This window comes from Tenuifilum sp. (assembly GCF_037481895.1).
GTDB classification, from domain to species: Bacteria; Bacteroidota; Bacteroidia; order Bacteroidales; family Tenuifilaceae; genus Tenuifilum; species Tenuifilum osseticum.
The window spans coordinates 1-20,989 of sequence record NZ_JBBFKU010000010.1; the positions used below are offsets into that span (position 1 = coordinate 1).

18 protein-coding genes are annotated in these 20,989 nt (G+C 35.3%); 14 read left to right on the forward strand and 4 right to left on the reverse strand.

Annotation, left to right across the window (positions count from 1 at the left end; translation table 11 throughout):
- The 11 genes from WHS63_RS04370 to WHS63_RS04420 form a co-directional block, all read left to right on the forward strand.
- The coding region (locus WHS63_RS04370; RefSeq protein WP_445204057.1) for a four helix bundle protein at positions 1-363 on the forward strand (363 nt) is incomplete at its 5' end.
- 123 nt (positions 364-486) lie between these two features.
- Entirely contained in the window at positions 487-1,542 is a 1,056-nt protein-coding gene (locus WHS63_RS04375; protein WP_445204058.1) for an NAD-dependent epimerase, read from the forward strand.
- A gap of 19 nt (positions 1,543-1,561) precedes the next feature.
- On the forward strand, positions 1,562-2,782 hold the full coding sequence (wecC, locus tag WHS63_RS04380) for a UDP-N-acetyl-D-mannosamine dehydrogenase (RefSeq protein WP_445204059.1): 1,221 nt from the start codon (positions 1,562-1,564) through the stop codon (positions 2,780-2,782).
- Between the two features lie 210 nt (positions 2,783-2,992).
- Positions 2,993-4,255 carry an oligosaccharide flippase family protein gene (locus WHS63_RS04385; RefSeq protein ID WP_445204060.1) on the forward strand — a complete coding sequence of 421 codons (1,263 nt, stop codon included), beginning with the start codon at positions 2,993-2,995 and terminating at the stop codon, positions 4,253-4,255.
- 10 nt (positions 4,256-4,265) lie between these two features.
- Positions 4,266-5,432: an O-antigen polymerase gene (locus WHS63_RS04390; RefSeq protein ID WP_445204061.1), complete on the forward strand. Its 1,167-nt coding sequence runs from the start codon at positions 4,266-4,268 to the stop codon at positions 5,430-5,432.
- A 15-nt stretch (positions 5,433-5,447) separates the two neighbouring features.
- Complete coding sequence (locus WHS63_RS04395) at positions 5,448-6,299, forward strand: glycosyltransferase family 2 protein (protein WP_445204062.1); 852 nt, start codon at positions 5,448-5,450, stop codon at positions 6,297-6,299.
- 2 nt (positions 6,300-6,301) lie between these two features.
- Positions 6,302-7,438, forward strand: coding sequence for a glycosyltransferase (locus tag WHS63_RS04400; RefSeq protein WP_445204063.1), 1,137 nt, complete (start codon positions 6,302-6,304; stop codon positions 7,436-7,438).
- A 248-nt stretch (positions 7,439-7,686) separates the two neighbouring features.
- On the forward strand, positions 7,687-8,733 hold the full coding sequence (locus tag WHS63_RS04405) for a glycosyltransferase family 2 protein (RefSeq protein WP_445204064.1): 1,047 nt from the start codon (positions 7,687-7,689) through the stop codon (positions 8,731-8,733).
- 2 nt (positions 8,734-8,735) lie between these two features.
- Positions 8,736-9,950: a DegT/DnrJ/EryC1/StrS family aminotransferase gene (locus WHS63_RS04410; protein ID WP_445204065.1), complete on the forward strand. Its 1,215-nt coding sequence runs from the start codon at positions 8,736-8,738 to the stop codon at positions 9,948-9,950.
- Positions 9,947-10,537: a sugar transferase gene (locus tag WHS63_RS04415; RefSeq protein WP_445204066.1), complete on the forward strand. Its 591-nt coding sequence runs from the start codon at positions 9,947-9,949 to the stop codon at positions 10,535-10,537. Before WHS63_RS04410 ends, WHS63_RS04415 begins: the two co-directional genes overlap by 4 nt.
- A gap of 551 nt (positions 10,538-11,088) precedes the next feature.
- The gene (locus WHS63_RS04420; protein ID WP_445204067.1) at positions 11,089-12,348 is read left to right on the forward strand and encodes an O-antigen ligase family protein; all 1,260 of its coding nucleotides are present in this window, start codon (positions 11,089-11,091) and stop codon (positions 12,346-12,348) included.
- Positions 12,349-12,431: 83 nt separating this feature from the next.
- Here the strand turns inward: WHS63_RS04420 and WHS63_RS04425 are convergent, their stop codons facing one another.
- A complete protein-coding gene (locus WHS63_RS04425; protein ID WP_445204068.1) occupies positions 12,432-13,421 on the reverse strand; it encodes a hypothetical protein in 990 nt (329 codons plus the stop codon).
- 76 nt (positions 13,422-13,497) lie between these two features.
- Between WHS63_RS04425 and galE the strand changes: the two genes are divergently transcribed.
- Positions 13,498-14,520 carry a UDP-glucose 4-epimerase GalE gene (gene galE / locus WHS63_RS04430; protein ID WP_445204069.1) on the forward strand — a complete coding sequence of 341 codons (1,023 nt, stop codon included), beginning with the start codon at positions 13,498-13,500 and terminating at the stop codon, positions 14,518-14,520.
- 584 nt (positions 14,521-15,104) lie between these two features.
- Here galE and WHS63_RS04435 read toward each other — a convergent pair.
- Complete coding sequence (locus WHS63_RS04435) at positions 15,105-15,335, reverse strand: hypothetical protein (RefSeq protein ID WP_445204070.1); 231 nt, start codon at positions 15,333-15,335, stop codon at positions 15,105-15,107.
- A gap of 631 nt (positions 15,336-15,966) precedes the next feature.
- Here WHS63_RS04435 and WHS63_RS04440 point away from each other — a divergent pair.
- Both WHS63_RS04440 and WHS63_RS04445 read left to right on the forward strand, forming a co-directional pair.
- Positions 15,967-17,982 (forward strand): TonB-dependent receptor, encoded by a 2,016-nt coding sequence (locus WHS63_RS04440; protein WP_445204071.1) that lies wholly within the window; start codon positions 15,967-15,969, stop codon positions 17,980-17,982.
- A 72-nt stretch (positions 17,983-18,054) separates the two neighbouring features.
- Positions 18,055-18,312, forward strand: coding sequence for a hypothetical protein (locus WHS63_RS04445; RefSeq protein ID WP_445202781.1), 258 nt, complete (start codon positions 18,055-18,057; stop codon positions 18,310-18,312).
- Between the two features lie 68 nt (positions 18,313-18,380).
- Here the strand turns inward: WHS63_RS04445 and WHS63_RS04450 are convergent, their stop codons facing one another.
- Positions 18,381-19,211, reverse strand: a complete 831-nt coding sequence (locus WHS63_RS04450) for a hypothetical protein (RefSeq protein WP_445204072.1) — start codon at positions 19,209-19,211, stop codon at positions 18,381-18,383.
- A gap of 21 nt (positions 19,212-19,232) precedes the next feature.
- Positions 19,233-20,945, reverse strand: coding sequence for a M20/M25/M40 family metallo-hydrolase (locus WHS63_RS04455; RefSeq protein ID WP_445204073.1), 1,713 nt, complete (start codon positions 20,943-20,945; stop codon positions 19,233-19,235).
- Between the last annotated feature and the right edge of the window lie 44 nt (positions 20,946-20,989).

Sequence of the window (20,989 nt, forward strand, 5' to 3'; positions counted from 1 at the left end):
GATATTTGGCAAGATGCAAGAGAATTATGCAGTATTATAAAAGGTTTATGCGATAATGAAAAATTTGCGAAAGATTATATTTTAAGAAATCAGATTCTTTCATCAAGTGGTTCAATCATGGACAATATTGCCGAGGGATTTGAGCGTGGAGGGAATAAAGAATTAATTCAATTTTTATTTATATCTAAAGGCTCTTGTGGAGAAACAAGATCTCAGATTTATAGAGCATTTGATTTTGGTTATATTACAAAGCAAGAATGTGATCGCGTAGTTGAAATGCTTTTATCAATTAGTAAAAAACTATCAGGATTCATATCATATCTAAAAAAATCAGATTATAAAGGAATTAAATATAAACCTTGAATTTTGAATCCCGCTAAGGCGGGACAGGTTCTTGAATCTTGAATTTTGAATTTTGAATCTTGAATTTTGAATTTTGAATTTTGAATTTTGAATCTTGAATTTTGAATCTTAAATCTTAAATCAATGAAGTTCCTTCTCACCGGCACCGCAGGTTTTATTGGCTTCCACCTTGCCAAGCGTTTACTTGAACGTGGCGATGAGGTGGTAGGGCTCGATTGCATTAACGATTACTACGATGTAAACCTGAAATACTCCAGGCTGGAGATTACAGGAATTGAACGTAGTGAAATTGAATACGGTAAGTTTGTACAGAGTACAATCTATCCAAACTACCGCTTTATCCAGCTAAAGCTAGAGGATAGGGAAGCCATACTAAAATTATTTGCCACAGAAAAATTCGATAGGGTATGCAACCTGGCTGCCCAGGCCGGAGTGCGGTACAGCATCCAGAACCCGTTTACCTATATCGATAGTAATATCAACGGCTTTTTGAACATTCTGGAGGGATGTAGGCACAATGGTGTAAAGCATTTGGCTTACGCCAGCAGCTCCAGCGTATATGGGCTAAACGAGGAAATGCCCTTCTCCGTTCATCACAACGTTGACCACCCGGTAAGCCTCTATGCCGCTAGCAAGAAGAGCAACGAGCTGATGGCCCACACCTACAGCTACTTGTATGGCATTCCCACAACCGGATTAAGGTTTTTTACCGTTTATGGCCCCTGGGGCCGCCCCGACATGGCGCTATTCCTGTTTACCAAGGCTATTCTGGAAGGCAAACCAATTGACGTGTTCAACAATGGGAACATGAGCCGCGACTTCACCTACATTGATGATATTGTGGAGGGAGTGGTGAGGGTTATAGACAGCCCGCCAGCAGGAACCCCTGGTTGGTCGGGCAAGCAACCCGACCCGGGTACCTCCGTTGCCCCCTACCGTGTATATAACATCGGCAATAGCAAACCCGTAAAGCTGCTTGACTTTATCGAGGCCATTGAGGATGCCCTGGGCAAAAGGGCCACAAAGAATTTTCTGCCCATGCAGCCCGGCGATGTTCCTGCCACCTGGGCCGATGTGAGCGATCTGGTTGACGATCTCGATTATAGACCAGATACCGATATTAAGTACGGTGTTAAACAGTTTGTGGAATGGTATAGGGAAAATTACAGTAATAAATAATAACTTAAAAAACAAAGACATGATTTCAGAAAAATCTAAAGTTGTATTTTTAGGGTTAGGCTATATTGGTTTGCCCACCGCTGCATTGATTGCAAAGAATAATATTAAGGTAGTAGGTGTCGACATTAACGAAAAAGTTGTTGAAACAATTAATAAAGGTAAAATTCATATTGTTGAGCCTGATTTAGATGGCCTTGTAAAACATGTAGTTGAAAGTGGTAACCTTAAAGCCCAAGTAAAACCTGACTTTGCAGATGTTTTTGTTATTGCCGTACCTACTCCGTTTAAGGGAAATTATGAGCCTGATATTTCATATGTTGAAATGGCTACTAAAAGCGTTATCCCATTTCTTAGAGAAGGTAATTTGTTTATTATTGAATCAACAAGTCCAGTTGGTACTACAGAAAAAATGGCTGAACTAATTTTTGCTTCTAGACCCGAACTTAAAGAAAAAGTATATATTGCTTACTGTCCCGAACGCGTTTTGCCAGGAAATGTGATTTATGAACTAGAAAATAACGATAGGGTAATAGGAGGAATAAATACCCAATCTACAGCTGAAGCGATTAAATTTTACAGTTTATTTGTTAAGTCTCAACTTCATCCCACAAATGCTCGAACAGCTGAGATGTGTAAGTTGACTGAGAATTCATTTCGAGATGTAAATATTGCATTTGCTAATGAGCTTTCGCTAATTTGTGATAAAGCCGGCATTAATGTTTGGGAGTTAATACAATTAGCCAATAAACATCCAAGGGTTAATATTCTTTGGCCCGGAACAGGGGTTGGAGGTCACTGCATTGCAATTGATCCTTGGTTTATTGTAAACGACTTTCCTAATGAAGCTCGTATAATTAGAACAGCACGCGAAATTAATAATTACAAGCCTTTATGGGTTATTGAACAAATAAAAAAGAGTATTCTTGAATTTAACAGTAAGTATAATCGTAAACCTGTAGTTGCTTTAATGGGGTTAGCATTTAAACCCGATATTGATGATTTAAGGGAGTCACCGGCAGTTGAAGTGGTAGAACTGTTAACATCAAACAGCAATTTAAATGCAGATTTTCTGGTAAATGAACCAAATGTTATTCAATATAAAGATATTAAAAACATTAATTATATTGATGCATACGAAAAAGCAGATATAGTAGTTTTTCTGGTATCACACAAGCAGTATAAACATATTGAAAGAAATAATACCAAGATTGAATTAGATTTTTGTGGGGTAAGAAAATAAAAGATGAAAAAGAAAATACTTATTGTTTTTGGTACCCGACTGGAGGTCGTTGAAGCAGGAACCATTAAGTTGTTAGGTACCTACAAAATATTAATTAATAAAGTAAACGAATTAATTACTTATTTCAATCAGTGTGATGCTATGTCTAAGACTCACAATCCTTATTAAGAGTGTAAGGCAGAAAATAGAATTTAATATAAATTTTTAATTATGTTTTATTTTATTAGAAAAATTAAAAATAATTATGCTTTAAAAAGATTAGTTGTTAATATTTTTTCATTAAGTTTTATTAAAGTTGTTGGTTATTTTTTCCCAATTATAATTATACCTTTTATACTTAATATTATTGGTTCTGAAAATTATGGACGATATATTACAGCATTTGCAGTAATACAGTATTTATTAATTATAATTGATTATGGTTTTCAATTTACTGGGGTTCGTGATATTGCTGATACTGAAAATTCAAAAAATAAAATACAAATATTATATTCAGAAATTTTTTTAGCTAGGTTAATATTAATGTTACTAACTGTAATATTTTTATTAGTTTTTTCCATTTGGTTTACTCAAACACCATTACTTTATTTATATGGAATTGGGGTATTGATTGGTTATTCAATGCAATCTCTTTGGTTTTACCAAGGAATGCAAGACATGAAACTTATAACACTTATTGTTATAAGTTCTAAGTTAATTTCTTTTTTATTAACAATTATTTTTTTAAAAAAGAGGAGTGATTATTTTTTTTTAATGCTATTCGATTCTATTTCTTACTTAATATCTGGCTTCATAAGTATGGTGATCATTTATTTAAAATTTGGGATTACTCTGAAAATTGCATCATTTAAGGGGGCTTTGGAACAATTTAAAAAAGGTTGGAATATATTTATTTCAACAATTTTGATCTCAATTTACAGAGATTCAAACTTGTTGATTCTATCAGCAATTAGTAATTATACATTCTCTAGTTACTATGGAATAGCTGAAAGATTAGTAAAGGCCATACAAAGTTTAAGTCAGCCTATAACGTATGCCTTGTTCCCTTATTTCAGCAAGAATAAAATAATTAAAGAAACAAAAATATTTTTTAGAGGTTTGAAATATTTAAGTTTTATTTTTATATTGATTTTTTTAATTGTAATTATATTTGCTGATGATATAGTTTATTCTTATCTCGGTTCAGGATATGAAAGAGTTGCTTTAAATATCAGAATTCTAAGTCCTATTATTTTGGTAGGTATGCTAAATTATTATTTAGGAATAATTGGATTAATTAACTTAAAATTAGATAAAGTTTTTAAAAAGTTCATAATATATGTTTCTTTTTTTAGTTTAGTTTCTTGTTTCGTGTTGTCGTTGTTTTTATTTGACATTGGTGCTTCAATAGCTTTTCTTTTTTCTGAATTGTTACTTCTAATTTTAATAGTTTTTAAATTTTATAATATAGGATTTTTTTCTAAAATTATGTAAGATATAAGTCATGAATAATACTAAATTTAGTATATTAAAATTTGTATTTTATTTTTATATTCTCTATTTTTTATTTACACTTGCAGGTAGTAATATTATTGATTATAATGATATTTCATTTAAAGTAATTTTAATTTATAGTACTTATGTATTTTTTCTACTCTTAGGAATTTCAATTGGACTTAAAACACCAAGATTAATTCTAAAACAAAAAATTATTATTAATAATATAGAACTATTATCATTTTTACTTGTTTTGTTTTCATTTTCTTTAACAATTTATAAATTAAGTACAGTTGTTGAATATGCAGGAAGCATAAAAAAAGTAATCGAAACTGCTGATGATATAAGATGGAAATTTATTAAAAGGGAAATTAATCTTTACCCACTTTTAGCAGGTTATTTAACTGGCATACAACACTTTAGTTTTGCGTTAATGTTAGTATTATATATTAGTAGAAAGAGAAAAATTTATATGTTTTTAGCTGTATTTTCATTTATTACTGCTATTTTAGATAGTTTTATAATGTTTGGTAGAGTCTCAATTTTATTTAATATATTTTTATTAACTGCTATTTTGTTAATTAACAATGTTAAAATTATTAATATTAGAAATGTTTTTATTATTTTAATTCTAATTTATCTATTGAATTTACCAAGGCTTATTAGGGGATCTTTTGACAATTTTTCTGCAACACTAAATAAAATCCCAATTAAATTTCATATACCAAATATATTTAATATATTTTTAGTAGTTTTTGTATACTATTTTAGTAGTTTATATGCTTTAGATGCCTATTTAAAAGAAGATCATCAGCTTACTTTTGGAAAGCAATTATTTTTACCAATTTATAATATTCTAGGCCGCATATTTGGATTTCAAACCGCTTCTCTTTATGAAGTACCTGTGTATATACCATTTAAGTATAATGTATACACTATTATAAAATATTTAATTGAAGATTTTTCATATTTAGGTCTTGTTTTTATTCCAATTTTTTATGGTATAGTTATAGGTAATGTTTTTAAATATAAAACTTTAGAATTTATTGTATTACAAATGTTTTTTATTACATGGATTTTCTTTACTCCAATATATAATATTTTTAGTTTTGGCAGTTACTTTGTCGCTTTACTTTTTTCATTTTTTTTCGCTGTTTTTTTTAGGATTAAATGATTTAAATTTTAGCATATGGTAAAAATTTCTGTAATTATACCTGTTTATAATGTTTTATCAGATAATAATTGGATGTATTTCAAAAATCTTCTGAATTCAATTTTTGCGAATATCGAAAAAGCAAATAAAACAGAATTTGAAATTTGTCAGATTATTATAGTTAATGATGAGCCTAATGTAGTTATAGATAAAAGAGTTTTTGAAATTAGCAGAAAATATATGAATCTTATAACTATAATTAATAATGAAGTTAATGTTGGTCAAGCTAAATCTAGGAATATAGGTTTTGAGAATTCTAAAGGAAATGTGTTGCATTTTATAGATCAAGATGATTATATTGATGACAAGTTTTACAGTAGAATGATTCCTTTTTTTTCGGACAGTAAGGTCGATTTTGTAATAGCTAATATTAAGTTAGTGAGAAATGGAAAAATAAAAAACTATTATAAAAAATTATTTATAAAAATCATAAGTAATTATGGTAATCTTTGGGCCTTGCGTTTTTTTCTAGCAGGTAATTATATTTATTCCCCTGGTCAATATCTTATCTCAGCTGAGACATTTAAAAAGATTAAAGGATTCCCTGAATTAATTCATAAAGGAACTGATGATTACGGACTTTTATTAAATTCAACGTTGCATAAATGTAAATATAAATATATTTATAAAAGTTTGTTTTATTATCGATTGCATTCAGGCCAAAATAAAGGCAAATTGGATATGGAAAAATCTCTTCGAGAATTATTCTGTCATTACAAGCCAACTATCTATATATTTTTTTTAAAAATATTTAAATTTAATAGAATTTTAAATTGTTTTAAAGTTTTTATTTTTAGATTATTTTTCTTAGAATCAACTAAATTTTAATTATGAAAGTACTGGCATATATTGATCCAATGTCTTATAATAATTTAGAAATGTATGATGTTGCTTTATTATCAAATAATAAAAAATTTAAAATATATTTTTTCTGTAGCACGAAACTAATAACACAATATCTAAATGGTGGAGTAATTAAAAGGATTTTCAACTATAATGATAAAAAAGGTATCGCTAAAGTTATATCATATCTTATTTCAATGTTTCAACTGTTTATTTTTGTTAAATTTTATAAAATTAATTTAATTCATGTTCAGTGGTTTCGTTTACCTGTTTTCGAATTATATTACTACAAACTAATAAAATTATTTTATCCAAAAATAAAGTTAGTTCATACAGCTCATAATGTTCTTCCTCATAATTTCAAAGAAAAAGATAAAAAATATTTTTGTAAATTATATCTTTTGTTTGACTCTATTATTTTACATACAGAAAATTCTCTTGCTGAAATCAAAAAACTTACTTCATCGAATACTGACAAATTTATTGTTATCCCACATGGTATTTTAAAGTACCCATTCTCTTCAAATGATATCCAAAAAAAACTTAATAGTTTAGATTTCTTACATAAACTGGAAAACAAAACCGTATTTGTTAGTCTTGGTTCCCAGCATTATTATAAAGGAATTGATATTTTAGTTAATGTATGGTTGGATACACCTGATTTAAGAAATAATGAAAGTATTATTTTATTAATTGCTGGCAAAGGCTCAATTCCAAGAATAGAAGAATTAGTAAAACTACAAAATGTAATTATAGAAAATAAATTTATTGATGATTTAACATTTGTTACTTACATGTCATTGGCAGATGTTGTGCTCTTACCTTATCGTAAAATTTCGCAAAGCGGCGTTTTGCTTACGGCAATCGGTTTACGTAAGCCAGTTTTAGTATCGGATGCGGGTGGATTATCAGATCCTTTAAAATATGGTAAGATTGGTTGGAAAATTCGTGCAGGTGATTCTGTTTCATTATCAGAAAAATTGAAACTTTTAGTAAGTAATAGAAAATTGATAGATGATGTGTTAAATAATTTTGAAGGATGGAACAACGTTGTTAAAAATTATGAATGGGAAAATATCCAACAAAAAACTTTTCAATTATATGAACATTTGCTTTCAAATTAAAATTTGCAAATAAAACTTTATGGTTAAAATAACTATATTAATTTTACTTGAGGGAAAACTATTTTATGAAAAAATTATTTTTAGTCAGTAAGTTTTAGAAAATGGTAGTGTTTGAAGTTTTTTTTCAATGAGTTAACTAACTATTTTAGGTTAAGAAAGAAATGAATTGTACTATAAATGAGTACTCGTTGAGGATTACTGCGTAGTGTAGTTAAAACAATTTATTATTTAAATTAATAGAAAAAATTATGAATCTTAATTTTGTTTCAATCATTGTTCCTGTAAGAAATGAGAGAGCCTTTATTTCTAAGGCAATTAATTCGATATTAGAGCAGGATTATAACAAGGATTTACTTGAAATCTTTTTAATTGATGGGCTAAGTACCGATGGTACTACAGAAATTATTAATTCCTATACACAAAAGTATGGTTTTATTAAATTACTTACTAATCACAATAAGACTGTCCCCTATGCCCTAAATCTTGGTATTAAGGAAGCTAAAGGCGATATTATTATCCGGCTTGATGTACATGCCGAGTATCCTAAGAACTATATTTCAACTCTTGTGCATTACCTAACTAAGCTAAATGCCGATAATGTAGGGGCTTCGGTTATAACGTTACCTGCGAATAGTTCTTTAAAAGCAAAATCCATTGCCATTGCCCTTTCATCAAGATTTGGAGTTGGGAATGCAACTTTTCGTTTAGACAATAACAAATCCGTTGAATATATAGAAGTTGATACAGTCCCTTTTGGTTGTTACCGAAGAGAGATTTTTGAAAGAATTGGGCTATTCGATGAGCAATTAACTCGGAACCAGGATAATGAATTCAATGAGCGGCTTAGGAAAACTGGCGGAAAAATTTATCTAATACCTTCTTTAAAAATTAAGTATTACGCACGCGAAAACTATTCTAAGCTCTTCAAAATGTTTTACCAGTATGGTTACTTTGGCCCATTGGTTGACATTAAGTTAGGGCGTCCCACTCGTCTGAGGCGTTATATACCTACAATTTTTGTCCTTGCATTGTTTTTTTTACCTTTTGGCGGTTTAATTTTCATGCCACTCCTTTACCTATGGATTTTTGTTATTGTAATTTATACAATTTCCTCTCTTCTATTTGCAACTTTTAAATGCTTTACAAGAAACAGTTTAAAGTTAATTCCCTATGTAATGTGGGCTTATTTTGTTTCGCATGTAAGTTATGGATTAGGGTATATTAAGGGTTTTATAGATTTCCCAGTACGAAAAGTGCATACCAGAAATAAAGTAGAAGTTGAACTAAGCAGATAAATATGAAAATTCCATTCTCTCCCCCTTTCATTGACAATGATGTTATTAAAGAAGTAAACGATTCACTTCTTTCAGGTTGGATTACTACTGGCCCAAAGGTGCAGCAACTTGAATCGGCTGTTGAAGAGTTAACGGATTTAAAAGGGGTACTATGTGTTAATTCAGCAACATCTGGGTTAATGCTTGCGCTTAAGTGGTTTGGCGTTGGTGCCGGTGATGAGGTAATTGTACCTGCATATACCTATGCTGCAACCGCCCTTGCTGTTTATCATATTGGTGCAAAACCTGTCATAGTAGATGTTAAAGATGATTTTACTATTGATCCTGACACTATATCCAAGGCCATTACATCAAAAACCAAAGCTGTTATACCAGTTGATATTGCCGGTTATCCGGCCGATTACGATTCGATAAGGGCTGTAATATCAAGTCCAGAGGCTTTAAGGCAATTTACACCAAATAGCAAAAAACAAGAAAAACTGGGTCGTATTCTACTGTTGTCCGATGCCGCGCATTCCCTGGGGGCAAAGTATAAGGGATTGCCTATGGGGCATGCAGCCGATATAACTGTGTTTTCGTTTCATGCTGTTAAAAACATTACTACTGCCGAGGGTGGTGCTATTGCATTAAATCTCCCCAAAAGTATCGATCAGGAGAAAGAGTATAAAGAAATGCGCTTAATGACACTTAACGGACAAACAAAAGACGCCTATACAAAAACAAAAGCTGGAGGATGGAAATACGATATAGTGCTTGGTGGCCTAAAGGTTAATATGCCCGATGTGCTTGCAGCAATTGGCCTAGCACAAATTCGAAAATATAATAATTTTTTATTACCTGAACGTAAACGTGTTGCAAAAACCTATGAAAGGCTCTTAAAACCTTACAACTGGGCTCTACTGCCTTGCCTTGAGAATGATAGCACTGAAACCTCTTACCATATTTACCCATTAAGGATAAAAAACATAACCGAAGCACAACGTGATATGATTATTAATGAAATATCACATCATAAAGTTGCGGTAAATGTTCATTTTATTCCTTTGCCTATGCTTACATTTTTTAAGCAGATGGGATATTGTATTAATGATTACCCCAATGCCTATAAAAATTATTGTTGTGAAATTTCGTTACCCATTTATCCTCAATTAGACGATAGCCAGGTACAACTTGTTGTAGATACTCTTGTAAATGCATATAATAAGGTAGTTTTATGATTCGTTTTTTTGATATATTATTTTCTCTAATCGGATTAATCTTACTTTCACCTATTTTTGTTATTGTTGCAATTGCTATAAAAATCGATTCAAAGGGTCCAATTTTTTATCGACAACAAAGGATAGGAAAAAATGGAGTAAAATTTTCACTATTGAAGTTTCGATCGATGTTTACTGAATCCGATAAAAAAGGATTGATAACAATAGGGAATAATGATAGTCGCATAACCAGTATAGGTCGTTTTATCAGAAAATATAAAATTGATGAGTTACCGCAACTCATAAATGTTTTGAATGGTTCTATGAGTTTGGTTGGACCAAGGCCTGAGGTTAGTAAATATGTTGAATTGTATAACGATTATCAACGTAAGGTGTTGTCAATTAAGCCGGGTATCACCGATTTTGCCTCTATTTATTTTAAAAATGAAAATGAAATTTTAGAAAGCAAGAAAAATCCCGAAGAGTATTATATAAAATATTTAATACCCCAAAAAATCAGGTTAAATTTAATTTATATAAAGAATTATAATATAAAAACTTATTTTCTAATAATATTCAAAACAATAAAATCTGTCTTTTTTCGATAAATTTACCTGCCCTTACAGGGCGGTGATTTGAAGGTTTCTCTTTCCATTGGGCGTTGCCCAATGTTAGCGAGAGTTGGGCTTACAGCCCGAGAAGCCCTAACCGAAGTTAACAACCAATTAAATATTCCGCCCCGTAAGGGCAGGTCAATTGAATCCAAGTCAACGCGTTGAGTATCGAATAACAGAAAAAAGTAAACGCCCCGAAGGGGCAGGTTAATCTAACCCAACGCATTGCATTGGGTAATGCACAGTAACAAAATATTAACACGCCCTGATGGGGCAGGTCAATTTAACCCAACGCACCGCATTGGTTATAGAATAACAGAAACACAAATCGCCCTGAAGGGGCAGGTTAATCTAACCCAACGCATTGCATTGGGTAACGCACAGTAACAAAATATTAACACGCCCTGATGGGGCAGGTCAATTTAACCCAACGCACCGCATTGGGTTATGCACAATACCAAAATAATAATGCGTCCTGAAAGGGTAGGTAAATTAATCTAAAAGTTTTGTCGTTTTAATAATTATCATATATTTAGATAAATGCTATGAAGAACATTAGTCTGAAAACTATTTACCTCTTTTCTCTTACCCTTTTGGCTATGTCAATACCCATTCATTTCAGGGTATCGCTTTATGCCTTAGCATTTGCCCTAATTATGGGCATAGCATATAATATCGATAAAAAAATTTACTTTAAAGGGATTTTGGGTAATAAGTTTAATATTTTGCTTATTCTATTTTGGTTAATCCATTTCATAAGTTTACTATATTCATCTGATTTAACTTATGGGTATAATAAAATTTTTAGGATGATTTCCATCCTTATTTTACCATTATTTTTAGCATATGACCTGGATGAAGATGATAGGAAGCGAATAAAACTTGCTTTTATTGGCTCTGCCACTGCGGTTTTATTTTTCTTTCTCTTAAGGGCATTCTATTTATCGTCAACCATTGAGAATGGGGTTTTAACATTTAACTTTCACAGTAATAACGCTTCGTATGGTAGTCTCTTTTATTATCAAGAGTTTGTAAAGCCCCATCACCCTTCCTATTTTGCAATGTATTTAACCCTTGCTTTAGTTTTTGCCCTTGAATTTGTTAAATTAAGTAAATTTATATCTACTAAAATTTTACTATCAGCAATATCATTGTTATTAATACTTGGTATAATTTTAACATCCTCAAGAGCAGGTTTAGTTACTTTAATAATAATAATTCCATTAATTGGGTTATGGCTTTTAAACCGAAGAGGACAATTTATTGCATTTCTATCATCGGTTGTAATACTCTCTATTACAATATATGAACTTTCAGATAATCCTAGATTTAAGACCATAATTAATTATGTTAATATATTATTTGACAATAATACCCAATTGAAGGAGGAGTATGAAAGCCAGGTTATGATAAGGGTAAAAATGTGGCCTGTTATTTTAAAGGATTTAAATATTGATGAGGTTATGTTTGGTGTTGGCATAGGTGACACAAATCAACGTTTTATTGAAGCCTATAAAAATCACAATTTAGAATATGCGGCTGCTACCGAGTTAAATGCTCATAACCAATTTTTACAAACACTTGTAAGCGCTGGCATTTTAGGCTTATTGTTTTTATCAACTATTATTGGCTACGGTTTCTGGTTTGCCTATAAGAATAGGAATATGTTATTATTTCTTTTCCTGATTATTATCTCTATAAACTTTATGTTTGAATCAGTACTAGAGCGCGTTTTTGGGGTAATTTACTTTACATTTTTTCTTCTGTTTCTTACTTCAAAATCTTATAAAGGGAGTAAGGTATAGGTTTCCTGATTATCAATTTTTAAGAAATATAAGTAAAAAAGCCAGGGAAAACCTGGCTTTTTTTGTCCCGATATATTAGCTCTCTAGCTGTTTTTCTTGAAAATATGATCAAAAATCTTCTTTTTGTTTTGCCAAATGATTGAAAGTGCAAAACCTAAAATGGCAAAGAATAGACCAATCTTTACAGCATACCTTGAGTAGGGGTTTTCGGCTTTGGATAGCGGAGTAAAATCCTGAACTACAGTAATTGGCTCGCTGTTGATATTAAGGTCTTTTTCTAGTTTAAGTTTTTCCCTTTCTAGGGCTAACTTCTGATCGTGGTATAATTTTCTGTCCTTTTCATTAAGTACAACCATTTGGTTTGATGACGCTCTCTGCATTTGAGGTAGTTCAAAATATTCAACTTTTTGCAGGCTATCCAATTTACGAATTTCGTTTTCAATGGTTTCAATAAGTATTTTATTCTGCCTAATACGTTCGGTGTTGTTATCCACTACAAATTTATTCTTGTAAATGTAGCTTTTAATACCATCGCGTACCTGGGCAAATACGCCCTCATCGTATACCTCTAAGCGGATTACAAAGTAGTTATCGAGCCTTTTTACTAGGGTATCTTTGGGGTTGTATAGCCTTTTATAATCGGTGTAATCAGGTATTCTGTCTTTATTAATATCTATGGTGTAAAATGCTTCAACCGATTTAATTTGTTGGGCCCGAGAAATATCGATGTTAAGGTAGCTAGCTGCAATTGAATAATTCCTTTGCTTAAACAAATCGTTAAGCAAGTTTATGGAGCTAACAACATAGGTGTTGTTAATTGAGTTCGATATGGCTGTCATTTCCGAAGAGTAGTAGCGGCGAGTGTTTGAATAAAGCACATATGCAACAATTAGCCCTATAACTACAAAGGCTAGAATCCAAACCGTTTTACTAAGTATTAGCTTCAGAAAGTCTAATATTAACCGATAAACCCAAAGTATTCCCTTTTTGATACCCCGTCCCATTCGGTTGAAAAGTTCAAGCAAATCAATTTCATCGGTTGTTTGCTGACGTGTAATTTGGTCGTTGTTCATATTGTGATAGTATTCGTTAGTGTTCGTTATATTTTCTACTTACAAAAATATTACTTTTGGGCAAATTTTTTAAGCAATGTCGAAAATTTTAGTTACCGGTGGTGCTGGATATATTGGCTCCCACACTGTGGTTGAACTTATTAATGCCGGTTTTGAGGTAGTTATAGTTGATAACTTTTCAAACTCTTCGCCAAAGGCAATTGATGGAATTGAAAGGATAACAGGTATACGTCCTAAACTTGTTGAGGCCGACTGTTCGGACTTAGCTTCCATGCGAAACCTCTTTTCTGCCGAAGGCAATATCGAAGGGATTATCCATTTTGCAGCGCTGAAAGCTGTGGGTGAGAGTGTGGAGAAACCCCTCGATTACTACAGGAATAACCTGCTTTCAACCATCAATATGATGCAGATGCTAAAGGAATTTGGGGGCAAATACATGGTGTTTTCAAGTTCCTGTACAGTTTACGGGCAGCCCGATGTTTTACCGGTAACCGAGCATACCCCACGTAAACCAGCTATGTCGCCTTATGGAAATACCAAAAGGGTGGGCGAGGATATCATTCAGGATACAGTAAACTCAACCAGTGGAGTTTTAGCCATTGCGTTAAGGTATTTCAACCCAATTGGAGCACATCCTTCAGCTGAGATTGGCGAGTTGCCTTTGGGGAAACCCGATAACCTTGTTCCATTCATTACTCAAACTGCTGCCGGAATTCGTGAGAAACTTCAAATTTTTGGAGGTGATTACAATACACCCGATGGCACCGCTATACGCGACTATTTTCATGTAGTGGATTTGGCCAAGGCTCATGTGCTGGCCTTGCAGAGGATGATTGACGGAAGAAGTACCAGCCCCTACGAGGTGTTTAATGTTGGTGCGGGTAGGGGTATTACTGTGCTTGAAATAGTTAAAGCTTTTGAGAATGTGACCGGTGTTAAGCTGAACTATGAGATTGTGGGGCGCAGGGCTGGTGATATTGAAAAGGTTTGGGCCGATACCACTTTGGCACAAAAAGAGCTTGGGTGGAAAACCGAAAGCACTCTTGAGTATGCCTTGCTTACTGCCTGGAACTGGGAGAAGAAGGTGAGGGGGATGTGAGGATAAAGGATAAAGGATAAAGGATAAAGGATAAAGATAAAGGTTAAAGAGCCCGCCCCGCACTGCGGGGTTCAAGATTCAAAATTCAATGTCGTTTAGTCAAGGTCTTTTATCATGTTGCGCGCAAGCGAAACATCACGCTGTCGTTCTGAGTCCAAATTTATAGGGATAGACTTCGCCGAAGCATCTCATTGCTCTTTTCTCTTCGATCCTTTGAAGAGATCCCTCGACTTAGTTGGGGATGACAAAAACCCTATCTTCCTTTCTGCTCCCTTGTCATGCTGAGCTAGCCAAAGCATCGCTTTGCCTTAATCCCTTTTATTCTTATTGTTTTTTTTGGAAATCGCTCTTTTCAGTTTTTTCTGTTGCGATGCAAAGCTTTACCCTTGCTCTTTGGCTTAAGTATTGCGTGCATCGCTATACATGTGGGAATAATCATGGTGTTACAAATATTACGCCCCTACGGGGCTGGAAGCGTTGTTCGTTGCTCGTTGGTTTATGAAATTGACCTCACCCCCGCCCTCTCCTGATAGGAGAGGGGAGAAACATTAGTAGACCTTATTGCAGGACTAAAGTCTCCCCTCTCAGGGGAGATTTAGGGGGTCATCTAGGTTGAATATGGTATATGACCTCTCCCCAGCCCTTTTCCCTGAGGGGGAATGGAGCGGAAGAAGCAAGCAGTGGCATGAAAGCCTGACCCGGCAATGGGTCGGGGGTGGAACGTGGCGGTGGGTTTTTGTAAGCGATACCACATGAGTCACGCCACAGGCGTGGCGAATTGTATCGCGGGGCAGTTCCACCCGCGGGGCACCCATCGGGTCGGGCTTTTCAGCCTTGATTTTCTTTGGTTCTTTCTTGTATCAAGACAAGAAAGAACATGTAAACTGCTCTTTGTCATGCTTTTCTGTTGCGATGCAACGTTTCAGTTTTACTCTTTGGAAAAATTATTGCGTGCATCGCTATTCTAGTGGGGGTAGCATTTGGGTTACAAACATTACGCCCCTACGGGGCTGTTCAAGGGATACATGAAGGAGATTCCTCGACTAGCTCGGAATGACAATACCATTGGCTCTCTCACTCACTTAATCATGTTGCGCGCAAGCGAAACGTCTCATGGGGTCGATTAGAGATCCTTCGCTCCCCGCTAGGGCGGGACAGGCCGCTCAGGATGACAGGCATGAATATTTTTGCTAACTAAACGACATTGAATCAACATTTAAGATTCTCTAGCCAACTATCAACCAAATCACATCGTTTGCACGCGTCTCCTGTCGCGTGTGTTCTTCCAATTCACGAATACCTCTAGGATTATTATTTGCTTGTTGTTAAACATTTCCGTACGTTTATTAATACTTTTTATAATGTTTACCTTTGCAGGAGTTGAGTTTTAAATGCTCAACGTAATTAATGTTTAACTAATTAATCAATCAAACTATGCGTAAAAAAATGTTTTTCAGTAACGCGGTAAAGCGATTTACCAAATGGTCGCACAAGGGTTACGGAGTATTTGAAAGTTTTAAAACGGTAGTAACCATCGGGGTATTGCCCTTTTCGTATTGTTTACTTGCCATGCCAATGGCAACGTTTGCACAGCCCGATAGTGTTGCGATAACAAAAAATGTCGATATTGAGGAGGTTGTAGTAAATGCCAGCAAGAAAGCGAGCACCTATTCGGAGCTTACTAGGGTAGTAAGGGTTGTTAACCGCGATGAGTTGGGGCAACTTAAGGCCACCGCGCTTGGCGAGTTGCTTGAGCAGGTGGCGGCAATTGATATCAGGCAGCGTGGAACAAATGGTGTTCAGGCCGACATTAATTTCAGGGGCGGTTCGTTCGATCAGGTTATGGTTCTGCTAAACGGAATCAACATTACCGATCCACAAACTGGACATCATAACCTGAACATCCCCATAAACATTGATGCGGTTGATAGGATAGAAATTCTACAAGGCCCCGGAGCACGTGAGTATGGTGCTGGAGCATTTGCCGGAGCTATTAACATAATCACAAAACCCGATGGCAGCGGTAGAGGTGAACTTTCGTTCTTTGCAGGGGAGTATGGCTTAACCAAGGTTTCGGCTTCGCAAAATATAGGCAGCAAAAATCTTCGTTCGTTTATAGCAACCTCATATGACAGGAGCGACGGGTATATTGAAAATACCGATTTCAAAAACCTGAACGTCTACCTTCATACATCCTATTCATTCAACAAATCAGAACTAAATTTCTTTGCGGGATACCAGGATAAAGGATTTGGCGCTAATAGCTTTTATACCCCAAAGTATCCCAATCAGTATGAGGCAACCAGGGCTATTTTAGGCTCGCTTGGTTTTGATAGAACCTGGAACAATTTTACGGTCAAAGCGGCAGGTTATTACCGTAAACATACCGATAGGTTTGAACTTTTCCGAACCAATCCAGCCTCGTGGTATACCGGCCACAACTACCATGCAACCGATGTTTATGGTGGAAAGCTATCGGTAGGCCGGTATTATCAATGGGGGAAAACCGAAGCAGGAGTTGAGCTGAGACGTGAAGAAATATTGAGCAACAAGCTTGGAAGCCCACTGACCGATTCCGTTAAGGTTTGGGGTGAAAATGTTTACTACAAAAAGGGCGATTCCCGCAATCATTTTTTGGCTTACGCCACCCAGGGTTTCTTTTTTGAGCAGTTCTCATTCTCGCTTGGTGGGCAGTATAATCATTCAAATAAGTTTGGCGATATTTGGACTTGGGGTGCCGATTTATCCTACAATCTGTTTAAAAATATTAGACCATTTGCATCGGTGAATCGTTCGTTTAGGCTCCCAACTTTTACCGATTTGTACTACCAGGGACCTACCAATATTGGCAACCCAAACCTGAAGGCTGAATATGCCACCACATATGAATCGGGTTTAAAATTGAATCAGAATATCCTAAGGGTTGAAATTGCTTTATTTTACAGGCAGGGTACCGACATTATCGACTGGGTAAAGCCAGCAAACGAAACGGTTTGGACAACCATTAACTACACAGAATTAAACTCCTGGGGAACCAACATTAATCTTAGCTTGAATACTAAAAATCTGAATATTTATACCGATAGGATTACCCTATCGTACGCTTACACTGAAAGCAGTAAGGGGAAAAGCGAACTAGATTCGTACTATGTGCTCGATTACCTTAAGCATTGTATAACCGTATACTCCCAGCATACCTTTAAAAATCTATTCCTGAACTGGACCCTAAGGTATCAGGACCGTAACGGTGAGTATTTAAAATATATCGATACTAACACATCAAAACCAACTCCATATCCCGATGTTATGCTTCTAGATGTAAGAGCCGGATATAGTTTTAAAAGGCTAAACATCTATTTTGATGTGAATAATCTGTTTGATAACCATTATGTTGATATAGCAAATGTGAATCAACCTGGCAGATGGTTTGGGCTAGGTATAAATTACCGATTTGATTTATAACATGTTTAAAAATTTGCCCATTTTTGTTGAATTGGTTTTATTTGCAAATTCAAACCAAAAACAGCTTGTAAAATGAAGAAAATAGTATTGATTGCTTCATCGCTACTTATTGTCAGCAGTTTAGCTTTGACATCTTGCGGTTCCAAGGCGAGCGATGCCACAAACCAAGAAAAAACTGAATGCTGTGGTGGTCACAGCAAGGAAGAGGGAAAGAGTTGCTGCGACTCAACAAAGGTTAACGCGCCTGCCGATAGCACCAAGAAAGATGGTTGCTGCAGCGGTAAGGAGCAGAAGGAAACCTGCGATAAACCCTGTGAGCACAAGCACTAATCGTATATAGGTTAAAATTGAAAAGGCCGTTGATTACAATCAGCGGCCTTTCTTTTTTGCTGGTTCGCCTAAAACAAGCATAATGAGTGAACAAAACCTGTAATCACTTTTCCACTTTCATAGTCGAGTTCCGATCCAAAAAGGCTGTGAGGGATTGAGAAAATAATAATGGTAACCACTGCTGCAAGTATAACCATTACAGGCCTGTTGTTTTTGCGATTAGTAATAAATGCAATTAGCCATGCTGCAAAAGCAATAAGGGTTTTATTATCGGTAAGGTCATAGCCAAAAGGGAACCCTGTCCAGTATGCCCCAAATGCATATTTCTGAACAATAGGACCAAGGATTAAACCACCTAGAAATAGTAAAGCAAGGCTTACGGTGATATTTTGTTTGTATGACGGGATGTTGAATGTAGCCTGTAAACCTGTTAGGTTCGAGAATAACATGGCTAAGAACATGAATAATATATGTGGGATTAAGACCCAAGCAGGCACCGGGTCTTTATATCTTATGGTAATAGGATTTTCTTTGAACAAAAAATGGGTGTTAGCACCCTCAACTATTTCAATATAGTATTCGAGTTTTGCAGCAGCAGGCATTTTAGGAAGGTATGCTTCCTGACGGTTTTCATCAACTGCAAGAAATGGAATAGATGAAAAATCCTCGTTAACCTTGAATCGCTTGTAATGTAGAGTAGCAATGGCATTTATTGGGAGGTGAAGGGTAATTTTAGTGTCCTTATCGCTTTCCCCGCTACGTATCAGCTTGGATTTATACTCAACACTATCAATTAAATAGCTAACTCGTTTAGGATGGGTAGGCCCCGTGAGGCGTTGATAAACAGCGGCTGCCAGGGTTATTGTAAGCGCCAGGGAAAAAATTAAATATTTTTTCATGGTTAATTGATATGGTTATGATTAAAGTTCAACAGTTAATTCCATTTCTACTTTATCCCTTACAACTCTAACAGTTGCTTTAGTGCCCGGTTCAAGGGTTGAAAGGGCCTCGGTGTAATCGTAAATATTCTTAATACTTTTCTGATTTATGGCAATAATCAGGTCGCCTACCTTAATCCCAGCAATTTCGGCAGGCTTACCTTCGGTAACGCCAATAACTTTGAGTCCCTCGTCCGATGCACCACTCACATCGGGCATAATTCCCAGCTTAACTTTAATTTTTGGTGAACGCGATGATGAAATGGAGCGGGTGCTTGATTTTGTAAAGGTGAGGGGTTTTTGCATGGTTGCCAGTTCTCGGGCCAAGCGGTATGTGTAATCGGAAACATTTTGCATACCATCAATGTTGAGTAGTGCTATATCATCGTTTGGGGTATGGTAATCCTCATGTAATCCGGTGTGAATAAAGAAAACAGGTATGTTTTTGGAGTAGAATGAGGCATGGTCGGAAGGGCCAAAGCCATCGGGAACCAGTTTTAGGTTGAAAAGACTATCGGAATTCAGGGCGTTCAGAATGGAATCGGCCTCAAGGGAGGTTTTTGACCCGTGAACCTCAAGTTCACGGTTGCGTAATCGCCCCACCATATCGAGGTTAATCATAGCCTTTATGTTTTCAACCGGAATGAGAGCAGAGTCAACAAACCGTTGCGAGCCTATAAGTCCTTTTTCTTCGGCTCCAAAAGCCACAAACACAATGCTACGCTTAATTTTATTCTGTTCCGATGCTAACTTTTGAGCAATTTCAAGCATGGCCACAACGCCTGAAGCGTTATCGTCGGCTCCATTATGAACGGCAAGTTGGCCGGGGTTTCTGCTACCCCCCATTTCACCCATTCCTAAATGGTCGTAATGTGCACCAATTACAATGTATTCATTAGCGTACTTGGGGTCGGTGCCACGGAGCATGGCAACCACATTCTGGGTTTCAATGGAGTTATAAAGCTTTGCTACCTTTCCACATACATTAATTCCTAAGGGTTGCGAGAGGATCCTGTTCTCAGCAATTTGCTGAGCAATAGCGGAGGGTTGGCCAATAGGTGCAATAAGTTTTGCTGAAGCCTCGGGCGAAAGAATGAAAATAGGGAGTTTAGGAAGGGAACGGAAGTCAACATCAATATACTTTGATAATGTGTCGTTACTTACAATAATAATTCCAGCAGCACCTTGATTTTTAGCAATCTCTATAGGTTTAGTGTTCAAGTAAACGTATTTTGAGTCACCTAATGGGTAATAAATTACAGCCCATTTCCTTCGAACCTTGATGTTTTCATAGCATGCAACACTATCGCCTTTGCCAACAAATATTGCTTCGGCGCAGAGTGAGTCCGACCCGTTTACAGTAGGTGCTGAAAAATCGCGACTGAACTCAAGCCTCTCACCATTTATCGTTAAGCTGGTTTTCTTTTCGAATTCAGGGTTAAAATTCTTAAAGGAAAAGAATTGATACCCTTTTTTGCCTAATAGGGTTAGGCCGTATTCACGAAACTCGTCGCGGATATACTTAGCTGCAATTTTGTCCTGAACTGTACCTGGTTGCCGCCCCTTTAAACTATCGGAAGCCAGAAAGCTTACGTGGTATAAAAGTTCGTTACTGGTGATATTAGCACTTCGTTTAATCTGGGCGAATAGGGTAGAAGAAACGAATAGCAAAACAACAAGAAAAATCCTTTGCATGATGGTAAAAATTTGTATTGTTAACAATAGAATTCAAATATAGC

What these genes read in the sequence shown, in the direction of transcription:
- WHS63_RS04375 (WP_445204058.1), top strand. Translation starts at nt 487, where the DNA reads ATGAAGTTCCTTCTCACCGGCACCGCAGGTTTTATTGGCTTCCACCTT.
- wecC (WP_445204059.1), top strand. Translation starts at nt 1,562, where the DNA reads ATGATTTCAGAAAAATCTAAAGTTGTATTTTTAGGGTTAGGCTATATT.
- WHS63_RS04385 (WP_445204060.1), top strand. Translation starts at nt 2,993, where the DNA reads ATGTTTTATTTTATTAGAAAAATTAAAAATAATTATGCTTTAAAAAGA.
- WHS63_RS04390 (WP_445204061.1), top strand. Translation starts at nt 4,266, where the DNA reads ATGAATAATACTAAATTTAGTATATTAAAATTTGTATTTTATTTTTAT.
- WHS63_RS04395 (WP_445204062.1), top strand. Translation starts at nt 5,448, where the DNA reads ATGGTAAAAATTTCTGTAATTATACCTGTTTATAATGTTTTATCAGAT.
- WHS63_RS04400 (WP_445204063.1), top strand. Translation starts at nt 6,302, where the DNA reads ATGAAAGTACTGGCATATATTGATCCAATGTCTTATAATAATTTAGAA.
- WHS63_RS04405 (WP_445204064.1), top strand. Translation starts at nt 7,687, where the DNA reads ATGAATCTTAATTTTGTTTCAATCATTGTTCCTGTAAGAAATGAGAGA.
- WHS63_RS04410 (WP_445204065.1), top strand. Translation starts at nt 8,736, where the DNA reads ATGAAAATTCCATTCTCTCCCCCTTTCATTGACAATGATGTTATTAAA.
- WHS63_RS04415 (WP_445204066.1), top strand. Translation starts at nt 9,947, where the DNA reads ATGATTCGTTTTTTTGATATATTATTTTCTCTAATCGGATTAATCTTA.
- WHS63_RS04420 (WP_445204067.1), top strand. Translation starts at nt 11,089, where the DNA reads ATGAAGAACATTAGTCTGAAAACTATTTACCTCTTTTCTCTTACCCTT.
- WHS63_RS04425 (WP_445204068.1), bottom strand. Translation starts at nt 13,421, where the DNA reads ATGAACAACGACCAAATTACACGTCAGCAAACAACCGATGAAATTGAT.
- galE (WP_445204069.1), top strand. Translation starts at nt 13,498, where the DNA reads ATGTCGAAAATTTTAGTTACCGGTGGTGCTGGATATATTGGCTCCCAC.
- WHS63_RS04435 (WP_445204070.1), bottom strand. Translation starts at nt 15,335, where the DNA reads ATGGGTGCCCCGCGGGTGGAACTGCCCCGCGATACAATTCGCCACGCC.
- WHS63_RS04440 (WP_445204071.1), top strand. Translation starts at nt 15,967, where the DNA reads ATGTTTTTCAGTAACGCGGTAAAGCGATTTACCAAATGGTCGCACAAG.
- WHS63_RS04445 (WP_445202781.1), top strand. Translation starts at nt 18,055, where the DNA reads ATGAAGAAAATAGTATTGATTGCTTCATCGCTACTTATTGTCAGCAGT.
- WHS63_RS04450 (WP_445204072.1), bottom strand. Translation starts at nt 19,211, where the DNA reads ATGAAAAAATATTTAATTTTTTCCCTGGCGCTTACAATAACCCTGGCA.
- WHS63_RS04455 (WP_445204073.1), bottom strand. Translation starts at nt 20,945, where the DNA reads ATGCAAAGGATTTTTCTTGTTGTTTTGCTATTCGTTTCTTCTACCCTA.